This is a genomic window from Hephaestia mangrovi, from assembly GCF_019880555.1.
GTDB lineage: Bacteria > Pseudomonadota > Alphaproteobacteria > Sphingomonadales > Sphingomonadaceae > Sphingomonas > Sphingomonas mangrovi.
Genome location: NZ_JAINVU010000007.1, coordinates 70,317 through 87,349, shown reverse-complemented (window position 1 = coordinate 87,349; position 17,033 = coordinate 70,317). Strand labels below are relative to the sequence as shown.

Here is a 17,033-nt window from a genome sequence, read left to right as displayed (position 1 = left end):
ATCGTGACAGAACGACCTCGACAAAAAGGAGGCATTACGATGGTCGACATTCCCCACGGCTCCGCCGGCACGCCCGAGGCCGTGCATGTCATCAGCGATCCGACGAGCGGACTCGAGGGGGTCATCGTGCTGCACTCGACACGGCGCGGCCCCGCGGCGGGCGGATGCCGGCTGTGGCGCTATGAAAGCCGCGCGACGATGACCGACGATGCGTTGCGGCTGGCCGAAGGCATGGCTTACAAGAACGCGCTCGCCGATCTGCCGCTGGGCGGCGGCAAGGCGGTCATCAACCTTCCCGAAGGCGACGTCGATCGGCGCGCGCTGTTCCGCGCCTTCGGCCGCGCCGTTGCCGAACTCGACGGCAGCTATGTCACCGCCGAGGATGTCGGCACCACCATCGCCGACATGGCCGCGGCACGCGAGGAAACACGTCACGTCGCGGGGCTCGCGCCGGTGGCGGGGCGCCCCGGCGGCGATCCGTCGCCATGGACGGCGCGTGGCGTGTTCCTGTCGATGCGCGAAGCGGCGCGGCGGCGGTTCGGCACCGGGCTGGACGACCTGACGGTCGCGGTGCAGGGCCTCGGCAATGTCGGCTCGGCATTGTGCGCATTGCTGCACGAAGCCGGCGCCCGGCTGATCGTCGCCGAGCCGCGACCCGGCGTCGCTGCCGCGATTGCCTGCCGATACGGCGCCGAGATCATGAGCCGCGACGCCATTCTCGATGCGCGCTGCGACGTGTTCGCGCCGTGCGCGCTGGGCGGCGTGATCGATGCACGCGCAACGCGCCGGCTTCAGGCAAAGCTGGTCTGCGGCGGTGCCAACAACGTGCTGGCAACCGCACAGGACGGCGACCGGCTGGCCGATCGCGGCGTGCTCTATGCGCCCGACTACGTCGTCAACGCCGGCGGCATCATCAACGTCGCCGCCGAATATCTCGGCTGGAGCGCGAGCGAGGCCGCCGCGCGGGTCGAAGCGACCGGGCAGCGACTGGCAGCCGTGCTCGATCATGCCGAGCGCCACGGCCTCGCCCCTCATCGCGGCGCCGATGCGCTGGCCCGCGAACGGCTCGTCGCGCCGGCGCCGGGCCGGGCGTGCGAGGCGGCATGAGCGAGCGTCACTCCATGACGGTGGAGGCCGATTCAAGTGCCGATCTGCTGTGCCGGATGATCGGCCTGTTCGCGCAGCGTGATCTCGCGGCTCCCGGCATGGCCGTGGCGATCGCCGGCCGGCAGATGACCGTCACGCTCGACCTCGCCAGCGTCGATGCCCGGGCGGCATCGCAACTCGCCGAAAAGATGGCGCGCTGCATCGGCGTCGCAGCGGTGACGATCGATGGCGTGCCGCTCGCCTATCTGGCGCCGGCCGCGCTGGCACCGGCCTGATCGCGGGCAGCCTCGGCGCGGCTCATCAGCAGCAGGACGATCGCGGCGGCGAACACCGATGCCGCGCCGAGCCCGAAGAAGCCGGTCGCCGGCAGCACGCCCCAATAGGCGCCCATCACGCCGGCGAGCAGGCTGCCGAGGAACTTGGCGATATACCACGATCCCATCAGCATCGCCGCGATCCGCTTCGGCGAGAGCTTGCCGATCAGGCTGAGGCCGACGGGGATCGCATAGAGCTCGCCCACCGTCAGCAGCACGAAATAGCCAACCACCCAGCCGGGGCCGACCGGCTTGCCGGTGGCGGCGTTGACCGCGCCGGCCGCGACCATCACCACCATCGCCAGCGCCGCAATCAGGCAGCCGAGGCTCATCCGCGCGAACAGCACGGCCGGCGAACTGCCCCGGTCGCGGCGGCGCCACCAGCGGATCACCACCGGCGTGAGCAGGATGATCAGCAGCGGGTTGATCGACTGGAACCAGGTCGCCGGAATCTCGAGGCCCCCGCCGATATGCCGGTCGGTCTGGTGCGCGACCCACAAGGCGATGACATTGCCGCTCTGTTCATAGGCGATGCGAAACAGCACGATCGCCGCGATCATCGCCACCAACAGGCGCAGGTGGCGCCAGTCCTCGGCGGTCAGTGCGGGAAGCGGCCCGGCCTCCGCGCCGCGCCGCGCGACCGGCGGATCGCCGGGCAACAGCCGCAGGTAGCGAAGATAGACCATCAGGCCGACACCCATGCCGATCCCGGCAGCGGCGAAGCCCCAATGCCAGCCGAATTCCTCGCCCAGCGTCCCGCACACCAGCGGCGCGAGCAGCCCGCCCAGGTTGATCCCCATATAGTAAGCGCTGAACGCCTGCGCCTGGCGGGGATCGTCATCGGCGTAGAGGCTGCCGACCTGCACCGCCAGCGGCGGAATGAACAGCCCGTTGCCCAGCGCCACCAGCGCCAGCGCGGGAAACAGCAAAGGCTCGAACGCCATCGCGAAATGGCCGGCCATCATCATTGCCCCGCCGATCACCACGCTCCTGGTGCGACCGAGCCAGCGGTCGGCGATGATGCCGCCGAAGAACGGCGTGAAGAACGCGGCGGCGCCGTAGGTGCCGTAGATCAGCGACGAGCGCATCTGGCTGAAGCCGAGCCGCTCGGTCATGTAATAGACCAGCAACGCCTGCAGGCCGTAATAGGAGAATTCGGCCCACATTTGCGTCAGGAACAGGATTGTCAGCCCCGGCGGATGCCCGAACAGCGTCCGCCGGGACCCGGCCTCGGGGGCCAGCGAGGCGGCGGCCCCTTCCGCCATCAATAATTGAGCGACGGCGTGATCGTCCTGAGCGTGAGCATCAGCCACACCAGATACACGGCCGCCAGCGCCACCAGCACCAGCCAGACGATCGACAGGATCGGCCGGCGCGGCTGACGCGTGCTCTCATAGAGGTTCCACAACGTCGCCGCGGTGCCGGCGATGCCGACCAGCGACAGCAACTGGAGGATGCGCATCCACCCATCGAGCCGCCCGTCGAGATTGCCGACATCGGCGCCGAGCAGCTGGATCATCATCATCCAGCCGAACGGCACGGCGAGCATGATCCACGCGGTCGCCTGCGTCGCCCGGTTGAGCCACAGCCGCCGTCCCGCCACGCTCGACTGATAGCCATAGCGCCGGCGGACGATCGCCCGGATCGGCCAGGTCAGCGCGGTCAGCAGCATGATCGCCAGTGCGAGGATCATCAGCGGCATCATCCACGCGGCGTTGAGGTTCCACGGCGCCGGCAGGAAGACGAAGATCGGCGCGAAACCGGCCGGCGCGATCGCCGTTACCTTGCCGTCCTTCACCGCCGCGCCCAGCCGGTCGTCGCCGCCGACCTCCTGCCACTGCCACGGCGCCACCTCGCGCCATTTCTTGATCACGCCGGCGGGGGTGGTCAGCCCCGACACGCTGATCGTGTCGTCCGAATTGAGCGTCACCTTGATGTTGCTGAGAAACGCGATCGCCCGCACCCAATCGGTGTAGGAGCCGCGGCTGCTGATGTAATTGCCGGCCATCGCCAGGCCATGCTCGTGCGCCGTCGGCGCGGTCGGCAGCGGCGGCGTCGGGTGCGGGAAATAACGATCGGTAAAGCCGGCGAAGGTGCGATCAAGCACGACGTGCGCGTTGCCGTCCTTCCCCAGGCTGTTGAGCGAGATGAAGAAGCCGACGTGCTTGTCGAGATAGAGATGCAGGTCGGAGTGGAACCAGTCGGTGTCGCCGCCATGGCCGATGATGTTCAGCCCGTTGCGATCCTCATGATAGAAGCCGAGCGCCATGCCGGGCATGCCCGGAATCGGCGTGTCGTTGACCTTGTGCATATATTGCGCCGTCTGCGGCGCGAGCAGCGGGCCGCCCTGGTTGAGCTGCGCGATCATGAACTTCGCCATGTCGTCGCCGGTCGCCGCCAGCGCGCCGGCGGGCGACAGCGGAATGATCTCATAGGGGTGCGGGTCCTGCGACGCGAGCTGGTAGCCGTCGGAGAGATGCGGCGCGAGGGTGGGCGGCAGCGGCTGGCGGAAGCTCGAATGCGCCATGCCGAGCGGCTGGAAGATGTGCTGTTCGATATAATCGTCGAACGGCTGGCCGGAGACGCGCTGGACGATATAGCCCGCGAGCGACGCCCCGTAATTGGAATAAGCGGGAATCGTCCCCGGCGCATAGACGCGCGCCGGCACCCAACGCTTGAGCGCCTTGTCCAGCGGCGTGACATGCTTTTGATCTTCGCTGATCAGGTACTTGACCGATTCCTCGAACCCGGGGCGGTGGGTCATCAGGTCGCGCATCGTGATCGGCTTGCCGAAAGCGGGGGGGATTTTGAAATCGAGATAGGTGTTGATGTCGGCGTCGAGGTTGATCTTGCCCGCCTGGACGAGCTGCATCACCGCCGTCCAGGTGAACAGCTTAGAGATCGAGCCGGGACGGAACAGTGTCGTCTTGGGATCGATCGGCGTCTGCTTCTTGACGTCGGCATAGCCGAAGCTGCGCTCGGTGAGCACCTGACCGTCCTTGACGACGACGACCACCGCGCCGGCGATGTCGCCGTTCTTCAGCGCATAGGGCACGAAGCCGTCGAGCCAGGCGTCGACATCGGTCTTGGTCAGCGCGGGCGTGGTCGGCGGGTTGGCCGGCAGCGGCGCCACGGCGGTGGGCGCCGGCTGCGCAGGGTTGAGCGCGCGTGGCACTTGGGCGGCAATCGGCGTTGCCAGCGCGGCCAGCGCAGCGATCGCCGGGATCAGGCGTTTGAACAGCATCGTCACCCCCGAATGTCGTTATACATGGCCAGCCTCTGCGCCGGCATCAGAAAGCGAACCCGATGGTCGCGCCGATCGTGCGCGGCTGGACCGGGGCGACGGCGATATTTCCCGGCGCACGCAGCCCGTAGGTACCGGCGTAGATCAACCCGCGTGAGTTGGCGACGTTCTTGGCGAACACCGTAAGAGTGAAGGGCTTGAAATCGACGCCCGCGCGCAGATCGACGGTGTCGTAGCCGTCGAGGATCAGCCGGTGGCCATAGGTCGTCTGATAGCCGAGATCGAAATCGGCCGGCTGATCGCTGACCATGCGCAGCGTCGCGCCGACGAACGCCTTGGTATCGCCCGATAGCGCCCATTCGTAGTCGGCCGAGGTGTTGACCGTCCATTTCGGCGCATAGGGCAATTGATCGCCGTCATAGCCGCCCGAGCCAGTATCGCCGCGCAGCCGGGCGTCGTTATAGGCAAGGCTGCTGACGATGCTGAGCCCGTGGATCGGCCGCACCGTCGCGGTGATCTCTGTGCCGTAGGCGCTCGCGCCCTTGCCGTTGCCGTCGGCGGTGATCGGGCCGAGCGCGGTCTGGAAGGTGGCGAGGACCTGGATCTTGCTCCAGTCGAGATAATAGACCGACGCATCGAGCGCGAAGCTGTGATCGCGCGTCTCGCCGCGCACGCCGGCTTCGTAGCTGACCAGCGTGTCGGCCTTGTAGGTATAGGGATAATCCGGCCCCGCGCCGGGCGGCGCGACGTTCGGCCCGCCCGGCCGATAGCCCTTGGCGACGCGGGCATAGACGGCGACGCGGTCGTTGATCTGGAAGCGCGGCGCGATCGACCAGGTGAACACGCCTTCGGACGATTTGCCGTCCTGCGTGCTGCTGCCCCCCGCCAGCGCGCCGGCAAGGATCTGCGTCGCGGTCTGGTTATTGTGGCTGTAGCGCACGCCGCCGGTCAGATCCAAGCGCGGACCGACATGCCAGGTGACGCTGCCGAAGCCGGCATATTCCTTGTAGACCGAGTCTAGTTCGGCAACGACCAACTGGTCGTAATGGGTGCCGCCGAAATCGTTGGCGGGGCTCTGCGGCACCGCGGTGGCGCGGTCGAACGGCACATAGGTCTGGTAGATCTGCCCCGGCTCGCGCGTGTAATAGCCGCCGATCAGCCACTCGATCGTATCCGATGATGGCGAGGCGAGCCGCACTTCCTGAGTGAACTTCTTCTGGGTGATGTGCGAGCTTTCGGTCACGCCGAGCGGGTTCGGCGAGCCGTAGACATAGGCGGTGACGAGATCGCCGATCGAGATGCCGCCGGCATCGACGAAGGTCGAATCGATATATTCGTGCTGGGTCAGCTTGCCGTAGCTGGTGACCGAGGTCAGCGTCGCGAACCCGAGATCCCAGTTGAGCGTGCCCGCGAACAGCCGGTAGTCGGCGTTGTTCTGATCGGGGAATAATTGGTAGCGGTTGAAGCCCGACACCGGGTCGCCGGTGATCGGATCGGCGCTGATCGGCTTCAGCGTCTGCGGATCGGCGTCGTAGCTGTTGCGCGCGTTGCCGCGGACGTTCTGCACCAGCGCGCTCAGCTTGATCGAGAAATTGTCGCTCGGTTTGAACAGCAATGCCGCGCGGCCGCCATAGCTTTCGGCGTCGTTGACGTTCCTGGCCGGCCGGCCGATCGCATCGATATAGCCCGGCGTCTTGCGATAGAAACCGCTGGCGCGGACCGCGAGCGTGCTGCCGAGCGGCACGTTGACGACACCGTTGCCCGACCAGCCGGTTCCCCCACCGTCGATCGTCTCGACCCCGGCCTGGCCGCGCAGCTCGACCTTGTCGAACCGCGGCGGGTTGGTGACGTATTTCAGCAGCCCGCCCAGCGAATTGGCGCCGTAGAGCGTCCCCTGCGGCCCTTTCAGCACCTCGATCTGCTGCATGTCGAACGGATCGATGTCGCCGGCGAGGTGCGCGGCATTGGTCTGACCGGTGCTCGATCCGAACGGCACGTCATCGACATAGATCGCCACCGTCGGGCTGCTGCCGCCGGTGTTGATGCCGCGCAGGATGACGCGGCTCTCGCCCGGGCTTTCCTGTTGCAACGTCAGCCCCGGCACCAGAGCGGCGTAGTCGACCAGGCTGGTCGCCTGATGCGATTCGAGCGTCGCGCCGCTCACCACCGACATCGCCTGCGGCACCTGGATCAAGGTCTGGTCGCGTTTCTGCGCGGTGACGACGATATCCTGCGACGTATCGATCTGATCACTTTGCTGCGCGGCCGGTGCGGGCGCTGGCGTGGCGCCCGCAGCATCGGCTGTCGCTCGGGCGAATGCGGGCGACGCCCAGGCGATCAGCGCGGTGGCGATCAGCCAGCTCGTCTTGGGTCGAACAGCCATTGTCTATGCCTCCCTGACTCGGTGATTGTGCACGTTGTTTCCGATTTGGCAACTTTTTTCTTGAATCCGCACATCCATTCCCTTGTCGGACGAATTGCGATAGCGTCCGCGCGGGAGAGACCATGACGATCGACACTGCATCACATCCCGGCCAGGCGCTGCGCGCCGCGCGCATCGATCAGGGGCTGACGCTGCGCGACCTCGCCGCGCGCACCGGCCTGCCCTATTCGACTCTTTCGAAGCTCGAGAACGGCAAGATGGCGATGACCTACGACAAGCTCGTGCGCCTGGCGCAGGGTCTTGGGGTCGATCTGGGCAGCCTCGTCAACGGCGCACCGGCCGCCGATCAGGCGCCGCCTGCAGTCGGCCGGCGCAGCGTCGCGCGCGCCGGGAGATGGCTGAATGCCAGCTCTGAGCGGCATCGACATCACTATCCGGCCGCCGAACTGCTGGGCAAGATGATGGTGCCGATCATCATTGAGGTTATTGCCGACGATGTCGACGCGCTGGGCGGTCTCGTTCGTCATACCGGCGAGGAGTATCTCTACGTGCTGCGCGGCGCGATGGAGCTGCATTCGGATCTCTACGCGCCGCTGCCGCTCAAGGCAGGCGATTCGGTCTATTTCGATAGCGGCATGGCTCACGGCTACATCAAGACCAGCGCGGAGACCTGCGAAGTGCTTTCGGTCTGCGCCGGCCCGGGCATGCAGCGTGTTGCCGAATCGGCTGGGCAGAGCTGGGACCTGGTGTCGCCGGACGGCACCAAACCGCCCGCGCACCCACACGATGTTTCTGATATTGAAACTTGAAACAAGGCGTGTGATAACGCGGTCATGCAGACCGCGCTCATCCGCTTCGCCCATCCCCACGTCGTTTCGCAGGGCGGCGCGCTGTGACGCGCCGCGCGCTCGGCTATCGCCGCATCGAGAACCGGATGCGCGAGCCGTTCCGGATTTCCGGCTATCTGTTCAATTCGATGCCCTCGCTCGTCGCGACGATCACCGAAGGCGATCTCGTCGGGCGCGGCGAAGCCGCCGGCGTCTATTATCTGGGCGATGATCCCGACCACATGACCGCCGAGATCGAGCGCGTGCGCGACGCGATCGAAACCGGCGCCGATCTCGACGTGCTGCAGGCGCTGCTGCCGGCTGGCGGCGCCCGAAACGCGCTCGATTGCGCGTTATGGGAACTCGAATCGCGGCGCACCGGCCAGCCGGTCTGGCGCCTCGCCGGCGTTTCCGCCCCCCGCCCGCTGGTGACGACGTTCACCTTGCCGGCTGACAGGCCCGCCGTCATTTTGGAGCGGCTCGCCACTTTCCCCCCGGTCAAGGCGCTGAAACTCAAGCTCGACGGCGATCTCGCCGCCGATACCGATCGGGTGCGCACGGTGCGCGGCGCACGCCCCGACATCTGGCTCGGTGTCGATGCCAATCAGGGGTATGACGGTGACCAGCTCGACGCGCTGGCGGCAATGCTCGCCGATGCCGGCGTCGCGCTGCTCGAACAGCCGATACCGCGCGGCAGCGAGCATCTGCTCGACGGCTGGCGCTCGCCGATCCCGGTCGCCGCCGACGAGAGTATCCTCGATGGCACCGAACTTGAGGCGCATCGCCACCGTTTCGACGTCGTCAACATCAAGCTCGACAAATGCGGTGGCCTTACGGAGGCCCTGCGCATGGTGGCGATGGCGCGACGGATGGGACTGACCGTGATGGTCGGCAATATGGCAGGATCGAGCCTGGCGATGGCCCCGGCCTATGTGATCGGCCAATGCTGCGATATCGTCGATCTCGACGGCGCCTGGTTCCTCACCGAGGATCCAGATGCCGCCAAGCTATACACCGATGGCACCTTCACCGTTCCCGAAGGCTTCTGGGGACGCTGAGGCGGCGCAGCGCTGGGCAAACGATCCACGTTGACGGACGAACCGAGTCGTGCAAATTGCAGCCCGCTATCAGGCTAAGGACAAGAACGTGCCGCTGGCTCACGGCCAGGCGCTTGAAATGCGGGTGTAGCTCAATGGTAGAGCAGAAGCTTCCCAAGCTTACGACGAGGGTTCGATTCCCTTCACCCGCTCCAAACTTTCTCGAAAAATTAGCACTGCTCGGCGTATAAAATCTGCCACAAACAGGGCTCTGTTGTTCCGTCCGTGGTTTGCGCCGCCCACGCCCGGGTCAACCTGGAAACAACTTCCCGCTGCATCGCCCTCTCAGCATGCAGGCGTTCGGATGTCTATATGCGGGCTGCGGCGCCCCTTGGCGAAGCCCTCCATCCCCGTTGAGGCGCGTCTCTCTCCGCGTAGCCTGTCACCGACTCCGCCCGCTCAACCAGTCATGCTTGGACTGAAAACCCCGACGTGGGAGACGGTTGCGCGACCAATGCAGCATCCCGCGACATCGACAGCCCAAACAGTTCGGCAAATCATGATTCATACCAATTTACTATTCCATTTTTACCACTTGGTTTTAATAATTGGGTTGCATATTATTTACTGATCGGCTAGCCCAACGATAAAAGATTAAAAGATGATGGGGAGCGGGCGTGCCTAAAGGACTCAATCATGTGGTAATTTTGCTGGTGTCGTTGGCCGGCCCCGCCTCTGCAAAGACTTGGCTGGTCCACGATAACGCGGCCTACGTCTCGGCAAGTCGCCAGCTCAAAGCGGACGACACGATCGCGCTCGCAGATGGCGAGTGGCGTGACGTTACCATCCAATTGGTAGGACGAGGCACTGCGGACAAACCAATTACCCTCACCGCCGAACATCCCGGCAAGGTAATCCTGACCGGCAGATCGAACCTGAAGCTCGCGGGATCCTATCTGGTCGTGTCGAACCTCGTGTTTCGCGACGGCTACACGCCCGACGACGATGTCGTCTCATTCCGCACCGATACGCATCACTGGGCCGACCACAGCCGCATCACCGGCATCGTTATCGACCGTTTCAACCAGCCCGATCGCCACAAGGAGGACCATTGGGTCTCGATCTACGGCGCCGACAACCGCGTCGATCACTCGCAGTTCGAGGGCAAGGGCAACGACGGCGCGACCTTGGTCGTGATCCGGGACAAGCCTTATCCGCTCGATAACCGCGCGCGCATCGATCACAATTATTTCGGGCCGCGCCCACCGCTCGGCAGCAATGGCGGCGAGACGATCCGCATCGGCACCAGCACCGAATCGGGCAGCGATTCGCATTCGATCGTCGAGGACAATCTGTTCGATCGCTGCGACGGCGAGGTCGAGATCATTTCGGTCAAGTCGGGCGCGAACGTGATCCGCGACAATCTGTTCGTCGATTCGCAGGGCACGCTCACGCTGCGTCACGGCAACGGCAACACGGTCGAACGCAACGTCTTCTTCGGCCACGACATCCCGCACACCGGCGGCATCCGCGTGATCAACGAGCGGCAGACGGTCCGCGACAATTACCTCGAGGGGCTGGCCGGCGAGGATTTTCGCAGCGCGATCACGGTGATGAACGGCGTCCCCAATTCGCCGATCAACCGCTATCTGCCGGTCAAGAACGCGCTGATCGCCAACAACAGCGTGATCGATCCGGCCGAGATCAATCTCGGCGGCGGCGCTGACGCCGAGCGCTCCGCCCCGCCCGAAAGCACGCGCTTCGTCGCCGATCTGATCGTCAAGGACAAAGGCGCCGATCCGATCCATGTCGGCGCGTCGATCGCCGGCATCAGCTTCGATCGGGTCGTCCAGTCGCCTGCGGGCAAGCCCGCCGCGGCGGGAATCGAACGGCGCGCCGTGGCGCTGGCGCGCGGCGCCAACGGCCTGCTTTACCCCGCCGATCCGGCGCTGGCGAAGGTCGGCGCGCCGCGCGACCTGAAGCCGGTCACCCGCGATGAGGTGGGCGTGCCCTGGTATCCCAAGGGCGCCTCGGTCCCCGTCGCCTTCGGCAGCGGTGCGATCCGCAAGGTCCCCCCTGCCCGGTCGCTCGGCGACGCCGTTGCCGCGGCGCGCAGCGGCGATGTTCTGCAGCTTGCGGCGGGGCGCTATCACGTCGCCGCGCCGATTGTCGTCGACCGCACGCTGACGCTGACAGCGGCGGTCGACGGCAACGCAACGCTCGCTTTCTCGGGCGCCACGCTGTTCCGCATCGAGAATGGCGGGAAGCTGACCTTGAAAGGGCTTGCGATCACCGGCGCCGAGGCGCCGCGCCAGCCCGGCAACGCCGTGATCCGCTCGAGCAGCGCGCCGATGACCGGCGCCTATGCGCTGACCATCGATGATTGCTCGTTCGCCGACATGACTGGGGCGCCGGGCTTCGATGTCGTGCGCACCACCGCCAACACCTTCGCCGGCACCATTGCCATCAAGGACAGCCACTTCGATGGCGTCTCAGGGACCGTCCTCGCCGGCAACGAAAAGCCCGATGAGAACGAAAAGCCCGATGACGACGGGTTCTACATGGTCGGCGATGCGACGATCACCGGTTCCAGCTTCCGTGACGTCGGCCGCATCGCCGTCCTGTCGCGCGGCGGCAAGGACGAGAGCAGCCTCGGCCCGCGCTTCGCGATGACCGGCTCGACGGTCGCGGACAGTGGCCGCGCGGGCGGGTCGATCGTGCTTTGGGGCGTTCAGGCGACACACATCGCGGACAACAGCTTCCGCGCCAGCGGCGGCATTCGCGAAACCCACACTGTCGGGACCCCGCATACTGTCATCACGCGCAACATCTTCGACGATACCCCGGCGCCGGTGATCGACGAGCTCTACTATAAGGGCCCGCCGCGCACGGTCGTCACCGACAATCTCGTGAAAGGAGCATGATGCGCCACGCCACCCTCTGGCTCGCGCCGCTGACGGCGCTGGCGATCGGCCTCGCTCAGCCCGCGCTGGCCGCACCGACTACGTCCGCCGGACCGGTGCTGTTCGATCCCGCCGGCCTGAAGGCGATGGCGGCCGACGCGGCGCGCTATCCGCTCTTCGCCGAGGAAGTGGCGCGCACCCGAAAGATGGTCGACGCCGCGATCAAGGCGGGGATCGACGTGCCCGTCCCCAAGGACCCCGGCGGCGGCTTCACCCATGAGCAGCACAAGCGCAACTACATGGCGCTCTATGGCGCGGGGATGCTCTACCGCATCACCGGCGACGTCAAATACGCGCATTTCGCGCGCGACATGCTGCTGCAATATGCCAAGCTCTACCCGACGCTCGGCCCCCACCCCGCCGCCAACAGGGAGGAGGCTGCGGGGCGGCTGTTCTGGCAGAGCCTCAACGACAGCGTGTGGCTGGTCTACGGCATCCAGGGCTATGACGCGATCCGCGACACGCTGTCGCCGCAGGACCGCAAGAATATCGACGACAACGTCTTCCGCCGCATGGCGACCTTCCTGTCGACCGGCCGGCCCGAGGTCTTCAACCTGATCCACAACCACGCCACCTGGGCGTGTGCCGGCGTCGGCATGACCGGCTACGTGCTGCATGACCAGAACTTCGTCGACATGGCGCTCAAGGGCACCGACAAGAGCGGCAAATCGGGCTTCCTGCGCCAGATCGACCTGCTGTTCTCCCCTGACGGCTATTACACCGAGGGCCCTTATTACGAGCGCTATGCGATCCAGCCGTTCCTGGTGTTCGCGCGCGCGATCGACGAAAACGATCCCGGCCGGCACATCTTCCAGTATCGCGACGGGGTGCTGCTGAAGGCGATCCGCACGACGATCCAGCTCACCTATGACGGTTATTTCTTCCCGCTGAACGACGCACTGCTCGACAAGAGCCTGCGCACCGCCGAGCTGTATCAGGCGGTGGCGACCGGCTATGCGGAGACGCACGATCCCGCGCTGCTGTCGATCGCCAAGTGGCAGGGCCGCACCGCGCTGACCCCGGACGGGCTGGAGGTTGCGCGCGATCTCGCCGCGGGCAAGGCGAAGCCGTTCCCTTATGCCTCCGCGCTGTTCCGCGATGGCCCCGAGGGCAAGCAGGGCGGCATCGCGGTGATGCGCTCCGACGCCGGCGACACCGGCGAGGTGCTGGTCGCCAAGAACACGGCGATGGGCATGGGCCACGGCCATTTCGACAAGCTGTCGTGGATCCTCTACGACGACGGCCACCCGATCGTCACCGACTACGGCGCCGCACGCTTCCTCAACGTCGAGAGCAAGGAAGGCGGCCGCTATCTCGAGGAAAACGAGACCTGGGCGAAGCAGACGGTCGCGCACAACACGCTGGTCGTCAACGAAACCAGCGATTTCGACGCCGACTGGCACGCCGGCCAGAAGGTCGCGCCGACGCAGATTTACTTTTCGGGCGATCGGCCGACCAAGGTCTCGACCGCCGAGATGGCGGGTGCCTGGCCCGGCGTCACCTTCCGCCGCACCCTCGTCCAGCTGCCCGTCGCCGGCAACGCCCGCCCGCTGATCGTCGACCTGCTGCGCGTCCATGGCGACAAGCCGGCGACCTACGACCTGCCGCTCCATTATAGCGGCCACATCGTCGATCTGGGCTTCAAGCTGCAGTCGCACGTCACCAATCGTCCGGTGCTCGGCAAGGCGAACGGCTATCAGCATATCTGGGTCGACGGCACCGCCCCGCTCGATGCCGGCAATGCGCGGATGACCTGGCTGACCGACGGCCGCTTCTACACCTATCGGATGTTGCCGCCCGCCGGCGCCGAGGTGATCCTCGGCCAGATCGGCGCCAACGACGCCAACTTCAACCTGCGTCGCGAGCCGCTGCTGATCGAGCGCGTCACCGGCGCGAAGGACGCCACCTTCGTCGCCGTGCTCGAGCCGCACGGCGCCTACGATCCCTCGGCCGAGACGGTGGTCGGCGACAAGAGCAACCTCGCCGCGATCCGCCACGTCCGCACCGCCGACGCCGATCTCGTCACGATCGACTTCGTGAGCGGCGGCAGCGTCACGCTGGCGATCGCGGATTCGGCGGATGCCGATGCCGGGCACCACGCCAGCCTGGACGGCCGCGCGCTCGATTGGACGGGCCATTTCGCCCGCTTCGACACGGGAGTGACACCATGAGCGGCACCGTGGGCGGGCGGCTGCGCTGGGCGATCATCGCGCTGATCGGGCTGGCGACGGTCATCAACTACATCGATCGCAACGCGCTGGCGGTGATGTGGCCCGCCGTGTCGAAGGACATCGGCGCCAGCAAGGCGGACTACGCGCTGCTCGTCACCCTGTTCATGCTCGCCTACGCCGCCGGGCAGTCGCTGTTCGGACGGATCATCGACGTGATCGGCACGCGGCTGGGCTTCGTCGTCTCGATCCTGATCTGGTCGCTGTCGATCGCCGCGCATGCGCTGGTCCGCTCGCTCGGGCTGATCTCGCTGCTCCGCATTACCCTGGGCGTCAGCGAGGCCGGCAACTGGCCCGGCGCCGTCAAGGCCAGTTCGCAATGGTTCCCGTCGCGCGAGCGCGCACTGGCGCTCGGCATCTTCAATTCGGGCGCCTCGATCGGCGCGATCATCTCGGCGCCTCTGATCGCATTGCTGTTCGGCACGTTCGGATGGCGCGCGACCTTTGCCGTGGTCGGCCTGCTCGGCTTGCTGTGGCTGGTTCCCTGGCTGTGGCTCTATCGCGGCGATCCCGATCGCCATCCGTGGCTGAGCGCGGAAGAGCGCGCCTATATCGCCGACGGCGGCGCTGAGGCGAAATCCGCCGGCACGATGCGCGTCGCCGCGCTGCTGCGCCACCGCGAAAGCTGGGCGGTGATCGCCGCGCGCTTCTTCCTCGATCCGATCTGGTGGCTGTTCGTCTCCTGGCTGCCGATCTACCTTGCCGAGACCTTCAAGTTCGATGTCGCGCAGATCGGGCTGTTCGCCTGGGTCCCCTATGTCGGGGCGATGCTCGGCAGCCTTGGGGGCGGCTGGCTGTCGGGGGCGCTGATCCGCCGCGGCTGGCGTGTGCCGCTGGCGCGCAAGACGGTGATCACGCTTGGCGGCGCGATCATGCTGCCGGCGCTGCTGCTCACCGCGACCGCCGCCAGCCCGCTCGTCGCGGTGCTGCTGATCGCGGCGATCCTGTTCGGCTTCCAGGTCTCGATCAACAACATCCAGACGCTGCCGGGCGACTATTTCGCCGGCGGCGCGGTCGCCACGCTGACCGGGATCGGGGGCACCGCCGCGGTCGCCGGCACGCTGATCACCACCTGGCTGGTGCCGGCGATGACCCGCCACGGCTACGCGCCGATCTTCATTCTCGCCGCGGCGATCGTGCCGCTCGGCGTCGCCGCGGTGTGGCTGCTTGCCGGGCGCGAGGCACCGATCGCTGCGACCACTCCAACACCCGAAGAAGGAAGCAATTGATGAGACTCGAAAACAAGGTCGCGTTGGTCACCGGTGGCGGGCGCGATATCGGCCGGTCGGTGTCGGAGCGGCTGGCGCGCGAAGGCGCCAGGGTTGTCGTCAACTACCGCAACGACGAGGCGTCGGCGAAGGAGACGGTGGCCGCGATCGAGGCCGCAGGCGGCACCGCGCTGCTCTATCGCGCCGACGTGACGCGACGCGACGAGGTTTTCGGGCTGATCGAGGCGACCTGCGCCGCGTTCGGCGACCGCATCGACGTGCTCGTCAACGTCGCCGGCGGGATGATCGCGCGCAAGACGCTCGCCGAGATGGACGAGGCGTTCTTCGACGCGGTGATGGACCTCAACCTGAAATCGACCTTCCTCGTCACCAAGGCCGCCGTTCCGCACATGGCGAAGGGGAGCGCGATCGTGAACCTCGCCTCGCTCGCCGGGCGCGACGGCGGCGGCCCCGGCGCGACCATCTACGCCACCTCGAAGGGCGCGGTGATGACCTTCACGCGCGGCCTCGCCAAGGAGCTCGGGCCGCAGGGCATTCGCGTCAACGCTTTGTGTCCCGGGCTGATCGGCACCAGCTTCCACGATATCTTCTCCAAGCCTGAAGGCCGCGCGGCGGTCGCCGGCAACACCCCCCTGCGCCGCGAAGGCACGCCCGACGAGGTCGCCGCCGCGGTCGCGTTCCTCGCCTCGGACGACGCGGCGTTCCTCACCGGCACCAATGTCGACATCAACGGCGGGCTCGCCTTCTCATGAGGCGCGTCGCGCTCGCCGTCGCCGCCGGGCTTGCGCTGGTCGGCGCCACCGCCGCGCCAGCCGCACAGCGCCCGCGCACCGACGCGCCGCCGATCCGCGCGGAGAAGATCATCCTGGTCGGCGATTCGACGATGGCGCCGGGCAGCGGCTGGGCGTCGATGTTCTGCGCCGAACACGTCAAGTCGTCGGCCGCCTGCCTCAACCTCGGGCGCGGCGGTCGCAGCACGCGCAGCTATCGCCAGGAAGGCTCATGGGCCATCGCCTTGGCCGAGGCGCGCGTGCCGGGTTATGCCAGGACCTACGTCCTCATCCAGTTCGGCCATAACGACCAGTCCTCGGCGCCCGAGCGCTGGACCGACCGCACCACCGAGTTCCCCGCCAATCTGCGCCGCTATGTCGTCGAGGTGCGCGCCGCCGGCGCGATTCCGGTGCTGATCACCCCGCTCAGCCGCCGCGACTTCAAGGCGGGCAAGCTGCAGAACACGCTCGCTCCCTGGGCGGACGAGGTGCGCGCTGTCGCCAAGGCGACCGATACCCCGCTGGTCGACCTCAACGCCGATAGCGCCGCGCTCGTCCAGCGGATGGGGCCGGTCGAGGCGATGAGCCTGGCGATGACCGCGCCGCTGCCCGCGGAACGCGCCGCCGCCAAAACGGGCACCACGTTGCCGCCGCGCCCGAAGGACGAGGCGCGACTGCCCGACGTGCCGACCACGCCGGACGGCCCGCACGGCCAGATCATGCGCAAGTTCGATTACACGCATCTCGGCGATACCGGCGCCCGGACGGTCGCCCGTATCGTCGCCGACGATCTCGCCAAGGCGGTGCCGGCGCTGCGCAGCCAATTGGTGCCGTGAAGCGGTCCAGCCAACAATTGGTATAGAAATCTCTCAAATTTGGTCTGCAAAAATCAGCAAATCTGCGTCGACGAAATCGTAAACACGGATCGGTC

Annotated in this window: 12 protein-coding genes and 1 tRNA gene; 10 read left to right on the top strand and 3 right to left on the bottom strand. The window is 66.7% G+C overall.

What is annotated here, in order from left to right; translation table 11 throughout:
* Positions 1-39: 39 nt before the first annotated feature.
* Both K7G81_RS15110 and K7G81_RS15105 read left to right on the top strand, forming a co-directional pair.
* Positions 40-1,107: a Glu/Leu/Phe/Val family dehydrogenase gene (locus K7G81_RS15110; RefSeq protein WP_223031654.1), complete on the top strand. Its 1,068-nt coding sequence runs from the start codon at positions 40-42 to the stop codon at positions 1,105-1,107.
* Entirely contained in the window at positions 1,104-1,382 is a 279-nt protein-coding gene (locus K7G81_RS15105) for an ACT-like domain-containing protein (protein WP_223031653.1), read from the top strand. Before K7G81_RS15110 ends, K7G81_RS15105 begins: the two co-directional genes overlap by 4 nt.
* Here the strand turns inward: K7G81_RS15105 and K7G81_RS15100 are convergent.
* The 3 genes from K7G81_RS15100 to K7G81_RS15090 are packed head-to-tail and all read right to left on the bottom strand — an operon-like array spanning position 1,349 to position 7,048.
* Positions 1,349-2,686, bottom strand: a complete 1,338-nt coding sequence (locus K7G81_RS15100) for a peptide MFS transporter (protein WP_223031652.1) — start codon at positions 2,684-2,686, stop codon at positions 1,349-1,351. The two genes, K7G81_RS15105 and K7G81_RS15100, sit on opposite strands and share 34 nt — an antisense overlap.
* Positions 2,686-4,665: a serine hydrolase domain-containing protein gene (locus K7G81_RS15095; RefSeq protein ID WP_223031651.1), complete on the bottom strand. Its 1,980-nt coding sequence runs from the start codon at positions 4,663-4,665 to the stop codon at positions 2,686-2,688. The genes K7G81_RS15100 and K7G81_RS15095 overlap by 1 nt, the downstream gene beginning before the upstream one ends.
* Positions 4,666-4,711: 46 nt before the next feature.
* Positions 4,712-7,048 carry a TonB-dependent receptor gene (locus tag K7G81_RS15090; RefSeq protein WP_223031650.1) on the bottom strand — a complete coding sequence of 779 codons (2,337 nt, stop codon included), beginning with the start codon at positions 7,046-7,048 and terminating at the stop codon, positions 4,712-4,714.
* Positions 7,049-7,170: 122 nt separating this feature from the next.
* Between K7G81_RS15090 and K7G81_RS15085 the strand changes: the two genes are divergently transcribed.
* The 8 genes from K7G81_RS15085 (at position 7,171) to K7G81_RS15050 (ending at position 16,938) form a co-directional block, all read left to right on the top strand.
* The gene (locus tag K7G81_RS15085; protein ID WP_223031649.1) at positions 7,171-7,857 is read left to right on the top strand and encodes a helix-turn-helix domain-containing protein; all 687 of its coding nucleotides are present in this window, start codon (positions 7,171-7,173) and stop codon (positions 7,855-7,857) included.
* 83 nt (positions 7,858-7,940) lie between these two features.
* The gene (locus K7G81_RS15080; protein WP_223031648.1) at positions 7,941-8,933 is read left to right on the top strand and encodes a dipeptide epimerase; all 993 of its coding nucleotides are present in this window, start codon (positions 7,941-7,943) and stop codon (positions 8,931-8,933) included.
* A 120-nt stretch (positions 8,934-9,053) separates the two neighbouring features.
* Positions 9,054-9,127 (top strand) — tRNA-Gly (locus tag K7G81_RS15075).
* A 483-nt stretch (positions 9,128-9,610) separates the two neighbouring features.
* Complete coding sequence (locus tag K7G81_RS15070; protein ID WP_369412126.1) at positions 9,611-11,836, top strand: chondroitinase-B domain-containing protein; 2,226 nt, start codon at positions 9,611-9,613, stop codon at positions 11,834-11,836.
* Positions 11,836-14,046, top strand: coding sequence for an alginate lyase family protein (locus K7G81_RS15065; RefSeq protein WP_223031647.1), 2,211 nt, complete (start codon positions 11,836-11,838; stop codon positions 14,044-14,046). The genes K7G81_RS15070 and K7G81_RS15065 overlap by 1 nt, the downstream gene beginning before the upstream one ends.
* Positions 14,043-15,332, top strand: a complete 1,290-nt coding sequence (locus tag K7G81_RS15060; RefSeq protein ID WP_223031646.1) for an MFS transporter — start codon at positions 14,043-14,045, stop codon at positions 15,330-15,332. The genes K7G81_RS15065 and K7G81_RS15060 overlap by 4 nt, the downstream gene beginning before the upstream one ends.
* Entirely contained in the window at positions 15,332-16,084 is a 753-nt protein-coding gene (locus tag K7G81_RS15055) for an SDR family NAD(P)-dependent oxidoreductase (RefSeq protein WP_223031645.1), read from the top strand. Before K7G81_RS15060 ends, K7G81_RS15055 begins: the two co-directional genes overlap by 1 nt.
* Positions 16,081-16,938, top strand: coding sequence for a rhamnogalacturonan acetylesterase (locus K7G81_RS15050; RefSeq protein WP_223031644.1), 858 nt, complete (start codon positions 16,081-16,083; stop codon positions 16,936-16,938). Before K7G81_RS15055 ends, K7G81_RS15050 begins: the two co-directional genes overlap by 4 nt.
* Positions 16,939-17,033 lie beyond the last annotated feature (95 nt).